The 16,065-nt window shown below is 39.5% G+C and carries 14 protein-coding genes; 10 read left to right on the plus strand and 4 right to left on the minus strand.

All coding sequences use genetic code 11. The features are described from left to right. Nucleotides 1-14: 14 nt before the first annotated feature. Nucleotides 15-710, minus strand: coding sequence for a hypothetical protein (locus tag LVY74_RS11130; RefSeq protein ID WP_237815113.1), 696 nt, complete (start codon nucleotides 708-710; stop codon nucleotides 15-17). 278 nt (nucleotides 711-988) lie between these two features. On the opposite strand from LVY74_RS11130, the gene LVY74_RS11135 reads away from it, so the two are divergent. From LVY74_RS11135 to LVY74_RS11145, 3 genes are all read left to right on the plus strand, one after another. Then, nucleotides 989-2,332, plus strand: a complete 1,344-nt coding sequence (locus LVY74_RS11135) for an APC family permease (RefSeq protein WP_237815114.1) — start codon at nucleotides 989-991, stop codon at nucleotides 2,330-2,332. 295 nt (nucleotides 2,333-2,627) lie between these two features. After that, nucleotides 2,628-4,037: an aldehyde dehydrogenase family protein gene (locus LVY74_RS11140; RefSeq protein WP_237815115.1), complete on the plus strand. Its 1,410-nt coding sequence runs from the start codon at nucleotides 2,628-2,630 to the stop codon at nucleotides 4,035-4,037. 66 nt (nucleotides 4,038-4,103) lie between these two features. Then, complete coding sequence (locus LVY74_RS11145) at nucleotides 4,104-4,766, plus strand: response regulator transcription factor (RefSeq protein WP_237815116.1); 663 nt, start codon at nucleotides 4,104-4,106, stop codon at nucleotides 4,764-4,766. A 43-nt stretch (nucleotides 4,767-4,809) separates the two neighbouring features. Here LVY74_RS11145 and LVY74_RS11150 read toward each other — a convergent pair whose 3' ends face one another. Next, complete coding sequence (locus LVY74_RS11150) at nucleotides 4,810-5,898, minus strand: hypothetical protein (protein ID WP_237815117.1); 1,089 nt, start codon at nucleotides 5,896-5,898, stop codon at nucleotides 4,810-4,812. Nucleotides 5,899-6,102: 204 nt separating this feature from the next. On the opposite strand from LVY74_RS11150, the gene mutS reads away from it, so the two are divergent. From mutS to LVY74_RS11170, 4 genes are all read left to right on the plus strand, one after another. Continuing rightward, complete coding sequence (gene mutS, locus LVY74_RS11155; RefSeq protein WP_237815118.1) at nucleotides 6,103-8,745, plus strand: DNA mismatch repair protein MutS; 2,643 nt, start codon at nucleotides 6,103-6,105, stop codon at nucleotides 8,743-8,745. Between the two features lie 168 nt (nucleotides 8,746-8,913). After that, nucleotides 8,914-9,237, plus strand: a complete 324-nt coding sequence (fdxA, locus tag LVY74_RS11160) for a ferredoxin FdxA (protein WP_151778147.1) — start codon at nucleotides 8,914-8,916, stop codon at nucleotides 9,235-9,237. 128 nt (nucleotides 9,238-9,365) lie between these two features. Next, on the plus strand, nucleotides 9,366-10,088 hold the full coding sequence (locus LVY74_RS11165; RefSeq protein ID WP_237815119.1) for a D-Ala-D-Ala carboxypeptidase family metallohydrolase: 723 nt from the start codon (nucleotides 9,366-9,368) through the stop codon (nucleotides 10,086-10,088). Nucleotides 10,089-10,205: 117 nt separating this feature from the next. Beyond that, on the plus strand, nucleotides 10,206-10,871 hold the full coding sequence (locus LVY74_RS11170) for an O-methyltransferase (RefSeq protein WP_237815120.1): 666 nt from the start codon (nucleotides 10,206-10,208) through the stop codon (nucleotides 10,869-10,871). A gap of 118 nt (nucleotides 10,872-10,989) precedes the next feature. Here LVY74_RS11170 and LVY74_RS11175 read toward each other — a convergent pair whose 3' ends face one another. Next, nucleotides 10,990-11,832, minus strand: a complete 843-nt coding sequence (locus LVY74_RS11175; protein WP_151709096.1) for a universal stress protein — start codon at nucleotides 11,830-11,832, stop codon at nucleotides 10,990-10,992. 287 nt (nucleotides 11,833-12,119) lie between these two features. Here LVY74_RS11175 and LVY74_RS11180 point away from each other — a divergent pair, with 287 nt between their 5' ends. The 3 genes from LVY74_RS11180 to LVY74_RS11190 all read left to right on the plus strand — a co-directional run bounded on the left by LVY74_RS11180 (nucleotide 12,120) and on the right by LVY74_RS11190 (nucleotide 15,209). Further along, nucleotides 12,120-12,881 (plus strand): type 1 glutamine amidotransferase, encoded by a 762-nt coding sequence (locus LVY74_RS11180; protein WP_237815121.1) that lies wholly within the window; start codon nucleotides 12,120-12,122, stop codon nucleotides 12,879-12,881. A gap of 589 nt (nucleotides 12,882-13,470) precedes the next feature. Beyond that, nucleotides 13,471-13,755, plus strand: a complete 285-nt coding sequence (locus tag LVY74_RS11185; RefSeq protein WP_237815122.1) for a hypothetical protein — start codon at nucleotides 13,471-13,473, stop codon at nucleotides 13,753-13,755. A gap of 257 nt (nucleotides 13,756-14,012) precedes the next feature. Beyond that, nucleotides 14,013-15,209 (plus strand): benzoate/H(+) symporter BenE family transporter, encoded by a 1,197-nt coding sequence (locus LVY74_RS11190; RefSeq protein WP_237815123.1) that lies wholly within the window; start codon nucleotides 14,013-14,015, stop codon nucleotides 15,207-15,209. 416 nt (nucleotides 15,210-15,625) lie between these two features. Here the strand turns inward: LVY74_RS11190 and LVY74_RS11195 are convergent, their stop codons facing one another. Continuing rightward, nucleotides 15,626-16,057, minus strand: a complete 432-nt coding sequence (locus LVY74_RS11195; protein ID WP_237815124.1) for a roadblock/LC7 domain-containing protein — start codon at nucleotides 16,055-16,057, stop codon at nucleotides 15,626-15,628. Nucleotides 16,058-16,065: the final 8 nt, after the last annotated feature.

The following is a 16,065-nucleotide window of genomic DNA, read 5'->3' on the forward strand; positions in this document are numbered from 1 at the left end:
TAGTGCCAAAGCGATCAGCTCAGGCGTTGCAATACAACAGCACTGGCGGTTATCACGCTGTACAGTGCAATGGGAATTAATAAAACTAATGGATTTTTCAGCAGCTTTGTCGTACGGATTTGACGTGAAAAGACAAAAAAGATCAGTCCACTACTGAGCAAAATAAACAGATAACAACTCCAAAATAAAATTTGATTATGTTGGCGTAGTCCTGCATTGTCTTTACGCAAGATGCTATTTTGCAATGTTTCAAACTTGCCATCTGCAAGTACGAGTTGTGCTTGATTGAACTCGGTTTGATTGCTTTGTATGCGCTTGGGATCATGTCCCTGAAACAGCTGGAGTTGGGTAATTTTCTGTGGATGGTTGAGTAGGGGTTGTGGGTCAAATAATGGGTGTTTCATCAGTTGTTTGTATAACACAACATGCTTGTCTAAGTCATAAATCGAGATTAGATAACCATCTCGAGTTTGCCCATTTTTTCGAGCCACATAACGAGGTTCAATATAAAAATAAAATTGCTGATCGACATAGTTCACACTGCGCCAATCTAGGTTCAAGCGTTGTGTCCGTTGCTGTTCTAAGTAGCGCAGACCTTGCAAGCCACTGAGTAGAAGTGCAGCTACAATCACCAAAATCTGTAAGTGCATTGATAACTGGGAGAGTCGATTCCTTCGATCCTCAGCAGCCTGATTGTTATCTAATTGCATGCGTCCATCCATGTCGTTTTTTTACAAGATTTTCCAAATCTGTTGTGTCAATAATAAATTCACACCCTGAATTGAGCATTTATTGACTTTAAAACTAAGCAATTGCTGAGATTCCATAGCACTTAAATTTGAGTTGTATCTTAGCAAGTTATTTGCCGTTGGTTAATGCGTATATCGCTAAAGTCGAGGACTAAATTGACAGGGATTTAAATCAGGCTAAGCACACAGGATTTTGAGCTGTCACAGCACAGCGCATCTAAAAATATGGAGAGTAGCGGATGGCACAAGTGCATGAGTCAGCATCAGGGCTGAAACGCTCATTGGGTTTAATCGATTTGGTGGCATATGGCTTAGCCTATTTGTCATTGATCGCAGCATTAACAACCTTCGGTTTTGTCTGGGATGCCTCAGGTGGCTTGATCACACTGGCATATATCTTGGGTGCAATCTGCATTTATTTTACCGCTAAAAGCTACGCCATGATGGCAGGTGAACAGCCACAGGCAGGCTCAGTCTATGCTTATGCCAAAATGGCACTTGGCCCCTTTGCTGGTTTCTTGGCGGGCTGGCTGATTTTACTGGATTATCTACTGATTCCTGCATTGGTATTTATTTTAATGTCAATTGGCATGCAAACCTTAATGCCATCGATTAGTCGTGCTGTATGGATTTTATTGCTGGTGGCATTTGCTTTTTTTGTGAATTGGCGTGGGGTCAAAGTATCCACTAAAGTCAGCCTGACCAGTGTTGCAGTCCAGTTTGTGATTATTGTGGGTGTACTGGTATTCGCTTACATCGCTTTGCATCATGGCAAAGGGACAGGCGGTTTGAGCCTTGCCCCGATTTATCAGGCAGACACTTTTGATTTGAAAAAAGTTTTTGCTGCGACCTCAATTTGCATTATTGCCTTCTTGGGCTTTGATGCAATTACCACGCTGTCAGAAGAAGTGAAAGGTGATAGTCGCAAACTGGTCGGGCAGGCGATTATGTTGGTGCTGTTGATTAGCGCCACGATCTTTATTGTCTCCACTTGGTTTGTGGGGAATCTGGCAGCAGGTTTACACATTCATGACCCTGCCGCAGCGATCTATGAAATTCTCACTCAGCAAATTGGAACTTGGGCAGCACTGGTTTTTGCATGGTTGACCACAATTTTTGTGAGTTTTACCAATGCCTTGCCGATGCAAGTCGGTGTAGCGCGGGTATTGTTTGCAATGGGGCGAAATCAACAACTGCCTGAAGCACTTGCCAAGATTCATCCACGCACGCAGATTCCGCATGTTGCCATGATTGTTTCTACCTTAATTTCTTTAACCGTGGCACTGATCATGAAAGACCATGTTGATACCTTGGCACTGTTTGTGAACTTTGGCGCATTGGCAGGCTTTCTATTGCTGCATGTTTCGGTATTGGTGCATTTGGGATTACGTAACCCACAGCGCCGTTTCCTACCACATGTCTGTGTGCCTATGCTTGGCATTGTGATTGTACTGGCAGTATTTGCCAATATGCAGCATGACGCCTTGATTTTAGGGGTAATTTGGACAGCATTGGGCGTGGCTTATGGATTGTATTTACAGCGTAAAGGGCGAGTTGAATTGGCACTAGATTTAAAATCTTAATTTTAAATTGAGTCTTTTAAATATGTGTAAAAAGTTAAATAATTAATATATTAACTTGGATTAAATGTGGAAATTTGATTTTAGTTAATATATTTACAAAATTACGATTTTATATTAATTTAAAATCAGGTTTGATGAAAAAGATGTCTCGTTTTGACAAGAACAATCAACCAAGACACAGATCGGTTGATCTAAAGGTTTCTTCTTTCAATGCAATATTTTGATGTAACCGTGGAACAGGTTACTCAACAACTCTAGATCAGGGGACTGATCTCAGTAAAAGGAATGTGAAGTTATGAACACCAGTTTAATTATTGATGGTGCACAGGTACAGGGTCAGGGTGAACAAGTTGCAGTTCTTAACCCTGCCAACGAGCAAGTCTTGGCAGAAGTGGCTTCAGCAATTGTTGAGCAAGTCAACTTGGCAATCGCTGCGGCATGTCAGGCATTTAAAAGCTGGAAAAAGACCGATGATCAGCACATTCAACAGCTTTTATTGCAAATTGCCGACAAAATTCAGGCAGAAAAAGCTAGCCTTGCTGAGCTCATTACCCAAGAACAGGGTAAACCACTGTTTTTGGCTCAACTCGAAGTGGACTTGAGCGTATTGTGGATTCAACACATTGCCCAACTTGAAATTCCTGTTGAACATTATGTTGAGCCAACAGGCAAACAGGTCAATGTTTATAACCGTCCATTGGGTGTGGTGGCTTCCATTACACCTTGGAACTGGCCATTTATGATTGCGGTATGGCACATTATTCCTGCTTTGAAAACCAAAAACTGTGTGGTGAATAAACCCTCAGAATTTACGCCATTAAGCACGATTCGTTTGGTGGACATCATTAACCAAGTCGTTCCAAAAGGCGTATGTAATTTGGTGCTGGGGACTGGCGAAGTGGGCAAAACCCTGAGCGAACACCCTCAAGTCGATAAAGTGGTGTTTACAGGTTCAACCCGTACAGGTCAGCACATTTTACAAGGCTCGATTGCATCGCTAAAAAGTGTGGTACTTGAACTTGGCGGTAATGATGTCGGAATTGTACTTGATGATGTGGATGTCGATGCTGTTGCAGGCAAGATTTTCCAATCAGCATTTTTAAATGCGGGTCAGACTTGTGCTTGCTTAAAGCGTTTGTATGTGCATGAAAAAGTTTATGATGCCTTAACTACAAAACTGGTGGAAATTGCCGATCAGCAAGTGGTGGGCGATGGACTCAATGCCAATACCACTTTTGGCCCAGTGCAAAACCGCGTTCAGTATCAAAAAGTCAAAAACATTTTGGATGATGCCATTGCCAATGGTGGACAAATTCTCAATCAGCGCGTGACACATCCTGAACAGGGCTATTTTATTGCACCAACATTGGTTGCCAACGTAAAAGATGGTATTGCTTTGCTTGATGAAGAGCAGTTTGGCCCTGTACTACCAATTGTTAAATTTAGTGATGTCGATGCAGTCGTGGCAAAAGCCAACCAAGGCGAATACGGTCTAGGTGGTTCAGTCTGGACGCAGGACTTGGATAAAGCACAAGCGATTGCTGAAGCACTGGAAACAGGCACAGTCTGGGTCAACAGTCATGGTGATTTGTCTCCATCGGCAGCATTTGGTGGTTGGAAACTTTCAGGTTTGGGTTTTTCATTTGGTCTAGATGGTTTATTGCAATTTACTCATAAACAATCGGTACATGTGACACAAGCTTAAACGCAGGCGTGGAGTGTTATCTGGCAGCATGATGGACATGCTGTCAGTTCTAGGAGGGAACAGGATATGAATCAAATCAACTGGATTGGTTTTACAGATCATTTTATTCAAGCAGTACAACGTGTTATGCCGATTGATGGTTTTATTTCATATGATATTAGCGGTGAGCGGGCAGAGAACTTTTATCATCAGGGAGTGAAACAGATTTCACTCGATGAATATGTCTCAGAAAAACAGTATTGTGACCCTGTGCATTTTCAGGTCTTGGTTGAAAACAAATTACATTGTTGTGCGTTAAAAACCCGAAAAATTAATGCTGAGTATGCCCAATTTATGCATAAATGGCAGATTCAGGATCATATCGAACTGATTTATCTGGATCAGCAGCGTCCTGTGCGTGGAGTCAGTCTGATTCGTGAACAGCGTGATTTCTCAACCCAAGACTTTGCCATGATTGAAAGTCTGTATGCATTTTCCAATCACTTATTTTCTTATCAGGCAATTCCATATCAGGTCATTCAGGAAACCTTTGGCTTGACGCGTAAGGAACTGGAAATTTTAAAATATATTTGTCAGGGTTTTGATAATCTCAAAATTGCCAATACCATTTTTTCCAGTCTGGCTACCGTTAAAACTCATGTGCGGCATATCTTTCAAAAAGCGGACGTAGGCAGTAAACAAGAACTACTTTCTAAAGTGATGCGCTTTTCTTCAATGTCCTTGAGTTAACGACATGACGAGCTGGAAAAATCCAGTTCGTAGGTTGTATTATTTATTTGGTTGAGGCATCTGCTTGATCAAGCAAGGCTTCTACTTGTTTGTGAACTTTATCAAAAAATTCTTGCTGATTCTGCTGTCGCGTTTCTTGGTTGACATCTTCTGTATGTAATTGTTGCCATGCGGCTTGATTCTGTTGAATAATCTTTAAGAATTTTTGTGCAATCGGGCTAGAACTAGAGTGTGCTTGACTGACTTGGGTAATCGCACGCAGGGCATTAGGGTCGACAAAGATCGATGGATCATCATAGCTTATAATCACAGGCGTATTTTCAAGACCGAGCAATAATAAGCGTCGATAGTATTGTAAATTTTCATTGGCAGTTGCATAAAAATGACTGTTTGGAAAGTCAGATTGATACTTATCCCAAATCATTACACGTTTCGCCACTTCATCAAAACTGATTGATAAACCTGCATCTACATCAACATTTCCCCCATCATATTCTGCTAAGGCGTTTTTCAAGTAAACTTGGTCGGCTTTAGGAAGATGTGGTGCAAATATTTCAGTGTTATAACGTGGATGTTGGGTAATAATAAAATCAAGCCCTTCAACACAAAACACATCTAAATAAAGTTCTTTTAAATGCTGAACAATCAAACGTTGTTGATCAGTGAGCTTAGCCAAAGCCTGCTGACGTTTTTGAGTCAGCTGTTCTCGCATTACTTTATGTTGTGTAGGCGATTTGGATTCACGGATCTCTTGTTCATACATGGGTTGAATTAACTCAAGATAGCTATACAAGCTTTGAGATTCATATTGTTCTCTAAATTTTGAATAAAGCTTGTCAGTTGCATTTAACCATGCATAACGCTGCTCCAGTGGAATATGAGCAACACATGCTTTTAACTCAGTGTTAAATGTAATCAGTTGTTTAGGTGTGATGCCTTGCTGAATGTATTGCTTGAGCTGCTGATCAAGATCTTGACATTTTTGAGCAGGATCAATAGGTTTAGGGACTGTGACATGATTTTCAGTTGTCGTTTCAGGCGTAGCTGTTTTTGTGGAGTCAGGTTTAGTTTTTTGACAAGCAGCCGTACTCAGGCTTAAACACAAAAGCACTAAAAAATTGTATTTATTCATTATTTTAAAATGATTTATTTTCAGAGCAGGCATTCTAGCGAAAAAGATCAGAGCATCCAAGCTGAGGTTTTAGGCATTTGTTGAGATTATTTCGCTTGACGGTGTGGCAGACAGTGAGTTTTTGCTAAAATGCGCCACTTGCATTGGTCAGTAAGCCAAACGTTTACGCATTTTAATTTTGAAACTTTAAAGGCATGAATTGATATGACAGACAGTAAAATCATGGCTGATCTTTCCTCCCATACCCCAATGATGCAGCAATACCTAAAAGTCAAAATGGCGCATCAACATGCTTTGGTGTTTTACCGCATGGGGGACTTCTACGAATTATTTTTTAACGATGCCCGTAAAGCTGCAAAATTACTCGGAATTACCTTAACCCATCGTGGCAAAACCAATGGTGAACCGATTCCAATGGCAGGTGTGCCATATCATGCGGCGGAAGGTTACTTGGCTCGTTTGGTCAAGGCAGGTGAAACGGTTGCGATCTGTGAACAGGTCGGTGAGGTGACAGGTAAAGGACCTGTTGAACGTAAAGTGGTTCGTATTCTAACACCTGGTACTCTGACGGATGATGCCTTACTTGGCAGCTATCAGTCCTCAAATTTGGTTGCTTTATGCATTCAGCAGAATCAGATCGGGATTGCTTTACTGGATTTAAGTGCCAGTATTTTTAAAGTTCAACAACAAACCTACACGGCTGAACAGTTACCAATTGATTTGGCGCGTTTAATGCCAAGTGAAATCGTGATCGATGAAGATCTTGTTGATCAAAATATTTTAGAAGTCATCAAAAGACAACTCGATTGTCCAGTGACCAAACGCCCAAATGTCGACTTCAATTTAAATAATGCCCAAAAAACCTTGTGTGACCAGTTTGCAGTGGCAACCTTGTCAGGCTTTGGGATTGACCATTTACCCCTAGCAAAAGCGGCTGCGGCAGCATTAATTCACTACGCCAAAGAAACTCAAAAAACTGCGCTGCCACATATCCGTTCGATTCAACTGGAGCAGTCGAGTGATTTTATCGCACTTGACCCTGTGACCCGCCGTAACTTGGAAATTATTGAGCCGTTATTTGAACATGGCACGTCTTTATTTCAACTGATTAACCATTGTCAAACCGCAATGGGCGGACGCTTGCTTAGCCGCACGCTCATGCAGCCGATTCGAGATACGGTATTGCTTGATCAACGTTTAGATGCGATTGAGCAGTTGTTGCAGGGCTATCATGAAACGCCTGTACGTTTGGTGCTGAAAGAAATTGGTGATATTGAACGTGTATTAAGTCGTGTAGCTCTGGGCAGCGCTCGTCCGCGTGATCTGGTGCAGTTGCGCCATGCTTGTGCACAGATTCCACTGTTACGTCATGCCTTACAGCCTGTGATTCAGTCGCAAAAATCAGTACTTTTAACTGAATTAGATCAGCAGCTTGGCGATTTTAAAGCACTCCATCAAGAACTCATGGCGGCGATTGTTGAACATCCACCTGTATTGCTACGTGATGGGAATGTCATTGCAGAAGGCTACGACACTGAACTGGATGAACTTCGTCAAATTCGTGATCATGCAGGACAATTCCTGATTGATTTAGAAATTAAAGAACGTGAACGTACAGGGATTAATACACTCAAAATTGGTTATAACCGTGTCAGTGGCTATTACATCGAGCTGACGCGTGCCCAAGCGGAGCAAGCCCCTGCGGATTATATTCGCCGTCAGACCTTGAAAAATGCAGAACGCTATATCACGCCTGAACTGAAAGGTTTTGAAGATAAGGTGTTGTCGAGTGAATCACGTGCCTTAGCCCGTGAAAAAATGCTGTTTGAAGCTTTACTGGAAACCTTACGTCAAAACATTGCCAATTTGCAGATGATGAGTGCAGCCATTGCACAAGTCGATGTCTTGAGTAACTTTACCGAGCAGGCACGCTTATATACATGGGCACGTCCAAGCTTTAGTCCTGAAATTGGCATTAAGATTAGCGCAGGTCGCCATCCTGTGGTAGAAGCACTCAATAAAGCACCATATACACCTAACGATACGTTCTTGGATGTACAGCATCGTATGGCCATTATTACAGGGCCAAACATGGGGGGTAAGTCGACCTTTATGCGTCAGACAGCCCTGATTAGCCTGCTCGCATATTGCGGTAGTTTTGTGCCTGCGCAGGCTGCACAGCTTGGGCCGATTGACCGTATCTTTACCCGTATTGGCTCTGCGGATGACCTGTCAACAGGTAAATCGACCTTTATGGTGGAAATGACTGAAACTTCGCAAATTCTGCATCATGCAACACATCAGTCCTTGGTGCTTATGGATGAAGTTGGGCGTGGAACCAGTACCTATGATGGTTTGTCACTGGCTTGGGCGTGTGTAGTTGATTTGACCAAGCGTGTGAAATGTCTATGCCTATTTGCCACGCATTATTTTGAACTGACCGAACTGGCTCAAGAAGCAGGGATTGACAACTACCATGTCACGGCAAAAGAACTGAATGGTCAGCTCATTTTGCTGCATAAAGTGCAGCAGGGCCCAGCCAGTCAGAGTCATGGTTTACAAGTGGCAAAACTTGCAGGAATTCCAGTCGGGGTAATCAAGGATGCACAAAAACGTCTGAAGATTTTGGAAAAACAGCAACAGCAGCATTTGCAGGCTTCTGTTCAAAATGACCTGTTTATGCAAATTGAACCCGAGATTGAAATTGTCGAAAAAACGGTTGAAGTTGTGGTCGCTTCACCTGCATTAGACTACCTGCAAAAGCTCGATGTTGATGATCTGACGCCACGTCAGGCACTTGAGCAACTGTATGAATTAAAAGCATTAGCTAAAAAATCAGTGCAATAAATAAGTTAAAATAGAGTAAAACTGGTTGTGAATGAGAATCAATCAGTTTTATTTCAAATTAACAGCCTTTTATATAATTAATATCAATAAAAGGAATTGTTTGTTGCTTGGTTTTTTGCCTACAATAGCGCAATTGAACGAAACCATATTTTTTAGGTAGCTGTCGCCATGACCTTTGTTGTCACTGAAAACTGTATTAAATGTAAATATCAAGACTGCGTTGAAGTATGCCCAGTAGACTGCTTCTATGAAGGTCCAAATTTTCTCGTTATTAATCCAGACGAATGTATCGACTGCGCATTGTGTGAACCAGAATGTCCAGCCAATGCAATTTTCTCGGAAGATGAATTGCCAGAAGGTCAGGAAGTGTTCATCGAACTCAATGCTGAACTTGCGCAAAAATGGCCAAACATTACACAAATCGGGGATCAACCCGCAGATCGCGAAGAGTGGAACGGTAAGACAGACAAACTACAATACTTAGAAAAGTAAGTTTGGAAGATCAGCAAATGCTGATCTTTTTTTATACCAAACATTCACATTTCGTTTAAAAAAATCCAATTTTGCAAGTCGGGATTGCAGTACAATAGCCACAATCCCGCTCCTTTGTTTTATTTTCAATGATTAAATCTGTATCAAAACACCTGTTTGCCACAGGTGTGGTTTCGTTTTTTTTGGTGAGTTGTACCACCACAACGCAACAGACAGGCTACAATTATTCGCAAATGGGTAAGCGTATTCACATCCCAGAAGAACAGGTCAAGACTGAGCGCCCTGTCCCCCCAAAAATTGTCCCTGCATCTTATAACCTTTGGCTTTCTCAAGGGGAAAATCGCCAGCGTGCTTATGAATACGAGCGTTTTTTAGATCAAAATAATGTCGGTAATATTGTGCCTGCTTTTGAGTTATTGCGTAGCGCGCGTGACTGGCAAAAATGTGGCAGTTCTGAGTATGCTGTGCCAAATCGCGAACTTTGGCATAATCAGGTCGCAACTTTACGTATATTTAAGTATTTAGTTGCGACTAAAGTGCTCACTGATTTTGAAGTGACCTCGGTCTATCGTGATTTGCCAACCAATCAGTGTGCAGGTGGCGCCAATTCTTCACGTCATTTATTTAACTCAGCCATTGATTTTAGAATTGGTCCACAGTATCCACAGCCTGAAGATTTGGCATTTATTGCAGATACCAAGTTTAAGTTATGCCAATTTTGGACACAGTATGGACAAAGCTTAAATATGGGCTTGGGTTTATATGCTTCGGGTCAAATCCATATCGATACGCAAGGTTACCGTACTTGGGGGCCTAACTTAAGTCGCGGTTCTTCGATGTGTAGCCTGTAAAATTCAAGTACGATGGGATCGTGCAAAGAGATCATTTTGGTCTCTTTTTTTTATGAAAAATTGAACTCGGGATATAAATGTATACAATGGCTTGATCGTAAATAAGGTGAGCCAATCATGCAACAAATGTGGACAGCGTTAGATGAATATATCGAGTCACATTTAATTTCTGAAGATCCAAAACTGCAAACAATCGTTGAGAATACCATTGAACATGGGCTTTCAAATCATCTGGCAGTTGCACCCAATCAAGGTATGCTGCTGCAAATGCTGATTCAGATGAATCATTGCAAACGAGTTTTAGAGTTAGGAACGTTTGCTGCATATAGCACGGCATGGTTAGCGCGAGCATTGCCTGAAGATGGCTATTTACTCACAATCGAAGGGCGTGATACCCATGCAGCAATGGCTCAAAGCAATATTGATCAAGCCAATTATCCTGTTCAAATTGAATTAAAAGTCGGGCGTGCAGCGGATGTGCTTCGTGGATTGCCAGACAGTACCGAACCGTTTGATTTTATTTTTATTGATGCTGACAAGCAAAGCTATCCTGAATATTTAGAATTGAGTTTACAGTTCTCACATTCAGGTACGGTGATTGTACTCGACAATGTGATTCGTGCAGGCGATATTATTAACCCTGACAATCACAAGCCAAGTATTGAGGGAATTCGTGAAACATTTGTTGCACTTCAAGATCATCCACGTTTATTGTCTTGCACGGCATTGCAAACAGTTGGCAGCAAAGGTCATGACGGTTTTGCCATCGCAATTGTCAAATAATGGCAGATGTAACAAAAAATCACCAATTGCTTTTTATTGATAATAATAAATAACTTAGATGTTCTGTCCATAGAGTTATCCACAGATTATGCGGATAACTATGGACAACTTTCCCCAATTATTTTGCGACAATCATAGGCACATTCAAATTTCGGAAAATGGTCGTGGTAATACTACCCAAGAAAAATTGATGGATTTTGCTGTGGCTAAATGCCCCGAGTAAGACCAGTTGAATGCCGTGTTGGCGTTGATATTCCATAATGCTTTCCGCAACATCGCCATAACGGGCTTCGACCACAACATCTAGCCCTTGTGATTTTAAAAATTCAGCGGGTTCAGTCAATACATCAGGATGATCACCAACATAGAGTAAATGGCATTGGAGTTGACGTAGTAAGTCACTTTCTGCAATGCGGCGCATCATTTTTAGGCAGGTTGGTGAGTATTCATAGGCGAAAATAAAACGAGTGGGTGCTTTAAAATGATCACCAATGGTCATGACCGTACATTTTGCTCCTCGAATAAAGTTTTCAACATTACTGCCAATGACTTTATTTTTTTCAGCAGCACGTTCACCCACTCGACCTAAAATTGCAATATCATCTTCTCGGAGTACATTAAAGCTTTGCTCAAGAAAGTCGCCTTTTTCTTGGATGATGGTGACATCAATCTCATGCTTTTCCTTGACCATTTTAGAAATATGCGCCAGCAAGTTGTTACTATAGTTGATCGCAAGTTCGCTTTGTTTTTGTTCTAATTCGGCAAGTTCTTTGAGTAGCATGGCGTTACTTTCAAAGCCAATCACGCCACTAATTTCCCCTAAATGATAACTGGCAGGGTAATAGTCCAAAACTTGTAATAGCACCAGCTCTCGATGTGTCTGCTTCGCAACCCATGCCGCCGCATCTGCAATGGCATTAATACAGGGTGAGGAATCAATACAAGCAATCACACGTTTCATTCTAGCCTCTCTTGGAGTTTGCACTCTTAGGTCTAATTGTTGTTTTTAATGTAGCACAAGTTGTTGATGCTGCAAGGTCAGGATCGGTTAATTTCGTATTTTAAAAGGTCAAGTTACTGATTAAATGCTCAATAAAACAGCAACTTGCATAAGAAGATGATAAACAAGAAATATCTGTTATAGCATTTTTTTTGATAAACATGACAGATTATGATAGCTGTCATCTTAATTTAAGTTTACCATAGGGAAAATATAATTCTTTTAATGAAAAAAATAAAGGTTTTTTTATGAGCAAAGCATTACGCGTGCACTATTTTCAACATATTGAAGGTGAAGGCTTTGGTAGTTGTTTAAGCTATTTTCAACAACGACAAGCCGAGATTAGCGCAACCGCATTTTTTGCCTTACCACTTCAAACTGCATTAGAACTACAGGCACTGCCTGCAATTGAAGATGTGGATTTACTCATGATTATGGGCGGTGTGATGAGTGTGAATGATCATGAAGTTTATCCGTGGCTCACCACAGAAATTGAATGGATTCAGCAATATTTGGCAACAGGAAAGCCTGCAATCGGGCTATGTTTAGGGGGGCAACTGATTGCCAAGGCACTAGGTGCGAAAATCAGTAAAAATCCTGAGAAAGAACGTGGTTGGCACAACATTTATAAGGTTGCAGATCTGGATGCTCAAACAGTTTGGCAGATTCCTGAGCAAGTGCAGGTTCTAGAATGGCATTCGGAAACCTTTGAGCTACCACAAGGAGCAATATTATTGGCAGGCAATACCGCTTGCCCACATCAGATTTATCAATATAAGCAACAAGCGATTGGTTTTCAGTGTCATCCAGAAATGACGGCAAAAACCTTAAATATGCTATTTGAAAAGTTAAGTGATGAAGTTGCACAGTATCACGGGCAGTATGTTCAAGCACCTGCTGAAACATTGGCAGTCCCTGAACATACCTATGTAGAAGGAAATCTATTATTGGAACAGGCGATCGAATATGTCTTGAGCCACGCACAAGCACGTATGACCAGTGCTGCCTAAGATATAGATCAAGTTTTCTTTTGATGATGTCGATAGGTTGTGCTGCAAAGACGCAAATAGGGTCTTGTTGAATCTAAAGAAGCGAGTTCGTTATTATAAGGTACTGATAAATTGAACCATCATTTTTAGCTAATAGTATTTCCCTGAAAATGAAGAGAATTTAACGAGAAAGAACTAGGTTGCTGTGGACTAGATCTACTCACTAAAGTTTCTGTTGGAACAGTTGTCTACAAAACAAAATATTACAGACAATGTGTGACCAAAATAGTGTTAGAGGCTCACTTGATAATTTTAGGATATAAGTAGACATAGACCTATTAAGGCAGCAAAATACTTTCGTATTATTGAATGTGTAAAAACTATTCAAATATATAAGTTGAAATCATAATCAATACCAAACTTCATTTTTAAAAAAATTATTTAGGGAAGAGTAGTGAAAATTTCTTTTTTGTGTATTATTTTTGGCGTTTTGATTCCAAATTTTTTTACGTCATTTATATTGTTTATTTTAGATTTTTTAAGGTCTTCTGATTCGCTTGAGTTAAAGTATATATTTAAGTCATTTATCAAGAATATGCTCATGTGTTCTGTGTCGATTTCTTTAATTTTTTCTGGCGTCCAATCTGTTATTTATACATTAATCATGAATTTATATGTTTTTCATGAAGTGAAGTCTAGGCGAAATATTATTCTGATTAGTACAATATTAGGTGCAATATTAACAGTTATTCCTGTCGCTATGATTTATTTTGGAAATATAAAAATTTATCTTTATGGTCTATTTTTAGGTTGTATTATAGGTGCAATTTCTGGATATTTATTATTGAAGGTTAGAGATTTAAGTTTGTGGATGGTTAAAAAATTAGATTCTTAATACTTTTTGGTTGTTGTGAAGTATAAATTTTTTATAATAGTCAGCCATTTATCTAATGGCTAATCAATTTTACTGATTGCAAAAAATAAAAAATTGTGTTAATTTTTTGATCAAATTTAAGAAGTTCTATATAAAAATGATTTGGCATCTACATACCTATTAAATTATAAAATTATTTTATAAATATTTTATCTATAAAAATATCATTATAAATTTTGAATAAAATTTAAACCCGAGTAAAGGAAAATGTGATGATCATGAATAATCAGATCATATTGAAATCATTTAGACAATTTAAACTCGATTTTTCATGGCAAGCTATCTTGTCAGGATTTATTGCTGTAATTGTCGGCTATGCTGGCCCTACTGTGTTAGTTTTTCAAGTGGCTGAAAATTCACATTTATCACATGCTCATATTATTTCATGGTTATGGTCATATTCAATTATGGCAGGAATCACGACGATTATTGCCAGCCTATACTATCGTATTCCGATCATTACAGCATGGTCAACACCAGGTATAGCATTCTTAATTCTTGCATTAAATGGTGTGAGATTTTCGGATGCTATTGGAGCTTTTATTGTTTCAAATTTAATTATTAGTATCGTTGGTTGGTTGGGTTTATTAGAGAAGATTATTCGATTTATTCCATTGTCTTTAGCCTCGTCATTAAATGCAGGAATTTTGGTTTCATTTGGCTTTGGTTTGATTCATGCTGCCAAAGAAAATGCCATTTTAGTCGGTATTATGGTGATAAGCTATTTTATCGTCAGACGATTTTCACCCCGTTGGGCAGTTGCTGTGGTATTTGCTATCGGAATTATTGTTTGTTTCTTATTGGGGCAAACCCATTTTGAAAATCTAAAAATTGAACTTGCAATCCCTATATGGACAATGCCAACTTTTAGCTTACAGAGTATTCTGAATATTTCATTGCCTCTTACGATATTGGCATTAACAGGACAGTATTTGCCTGGTTTTGCTGTTTTAAAAACATCAGGCTATACGCCTCCTGTCAATCGTGTCGTTAGTTTATGTGGTATAGGTTCTATATTTGCCTCTTTTTTTGGATGTCATAATATCAACCCTTCTTCAATGATTGCGGCAATTGTTGCAGGAGATGAAGCACATCCTGATCCTAAAAAACGCTATATCGCTGCTGTTTCGGCAGGTGTGATTTATATTCTTTTTGGTATTTTTGCGACAACATTTTTAAACTTATTTATCACATTTCCTAAAGCTGTGATTGTTGCTTTGGCAGGTTTGGCATTGCTAACGGCAATTTCATCATCATTTCAGTTAGCATTTTCCCAATCAGCTCAATCATTATCACCGCTCGTGGTATTTTTGATTGCTGCAAGTGGTATGAGTGTATGGGGAATTGGCGCTGCTTTTTGGTCGATTCTTTGTGGTTTAGTGATTTATTACTTATTCGAACAACACCATAAATAATGAATATATAAGAAAGATCTGCATATTTGCAGGTCTTTTTGTATTAGACAACAACCTATTGCTCTGTAAAAATTATCTCAGGATAGATACGCTATTGTTGCTCATATTAGTACAATCTGTTGATAGACTCATAAGCACTGTTATTCAATCAAACAAGTATAAATCCAGAGTTTTTTAAAATTGAATCACTCATGTTTGGTAAGTATTTGACGAATATCATGAAAGAATTGATATTCAGGGAAAAAATCAATCCATTTTTAAACAAATTTTTCTTAGTCTGTCATGCAAGCATCCTCCATTCAATAAGTACTTGTACGGATTGAACAGGGATCTAAGCATGCTGCTATCTAAAAGGTGAGAGCTTATCCAAATTGTGTAATAAAAAATCAGTAAAACAGTCAAGTTGATGAATGCAATTAGCGTTTAGAATATTTCTTATCTGCTTCGATCAACGTACTTGATGCAGACTTTAAACTAAATAAAAGTTGACCCAATAAAATATCTTTATTGCATAATGTGACAAATAGCATCGGGTGATTGGGTGCAAGAATAGATGTGAGAACTGCTTTTCCATTTTCAGCATCAAGATTAATACTATGACAACCTGTGAGATTAATCTCATGCAAAAATGCACTAATCATGGCGAGAATTGAACTACTTACCGCAGCGATTTTACTATTATTAAAATTTTCCTTTTTAGTTAATGTTGCAAGTGCAAATCCATCTGTTGAACAAATCATAATAAAGTTTACACCACGAGTATTAACTAAAATATCCTGTGCTTCGGCTTTGGCAATTTTAATGAGTTCTTCTGGAGCCATTCTTTGATTTTTAGGTTGTTCTAGCATATTGTTCT

The sequence above is a fragment of the Acinetobacter sp. ME22 genome (assembly GCF_022012315.1).
Taxonomy (GTDB): domain Bacteria; phylum Pseudomonadota; class Gammaproteobacteria; order Pseudomonadales; family Moraxellaceae; genus Acinetobacter; species Acinetobacter brisouii_A.

Coding starts and splice junctions, on each gene's coding strand:
- LVY74_RS11130 (WP_237815113.1), bottom strand. CDS start 710: ATGCAATTAGATAACAATCAGGCTGCTGAGGATCGAAGGAATCGACTC.
- LVY74_RS11135 (WP_237815114.1), top strand. CDS start 989: ATGGCACAAGTGCATGAGTCAGCATCAGGGCTGAAACGCTCATTGGGT.
- LVY74_RS11140 (WP_237815115.1), top strand. CDS start 2,628: ATGAACACCAGTTTAATTATTGATGGTGCACAGGTACAGGGTCAGGGT.
- LVY74_RS11145 (WP_237815116.1), top strand. CDS start 4,104: ATGAATCAAATCAACTGGATTGGTTTTACAGATCATTTTATTCAAGCA.
- LVY74_RS11150 (WP_237815117.1), bottom strand. CDS start 5,898: ATGAATAAATACAATTTTTTAGTGCTTTTGTGTTTAAGCCTGAGTACG.
- mutS (WP_237815118.1), top strand. CDS start 6,103: ATGACAGACAGTAAAATCATGGCTGATCTTTCCTCCCATACCCCAATG.
- fdxA (WP_151778147.1), top strand. CDS start 8,914: ATGACCTTTGTTGTCACTGAAAACTGTATTAAATGTAAATATCAAGAC.
- LVY74_RS11165 (WP_237815119.1), top strand. CDS start 9,366: ATGATTAAATCTGTATCAAAACACCTGTTTGCCACAGGTGTGGTTTCG.
- LVY74_RS11170 (WP_237815120.1), top strand. CDS start 10,206: ATGCAACAAATGTGGACAGCGTTAGATGAATATATCGAGTCACATTTA.
- LVY74_RS11175 (WP_151709096.1), bottom strand. CDS start 11,832: ATGAAACGTGTGATTGCTTGTATTGATTCCTCACCCTGTATTAATGCC.
- LVY74_RS11180 (WP_237815121.1), top strand. CDS start 12,120: ATGAGCAAAGCATTACGCGTGCACTATTTTCAACATATTGAAGGTGAA.
- LVY74_RS11190 (WP_237815123.1), top strand. CDS start 14,013: ATGAATAATCAGATCATATTGAAATCATTTAGACAATTTAAACTCGAT.
- LVY74_RS11195 (WP_237815124.1), bottom strand. CDS start 16,057: ATGCTAGAACAACCTAAAAATCAAAGAATGGCTCCAGAAGAACTCATT.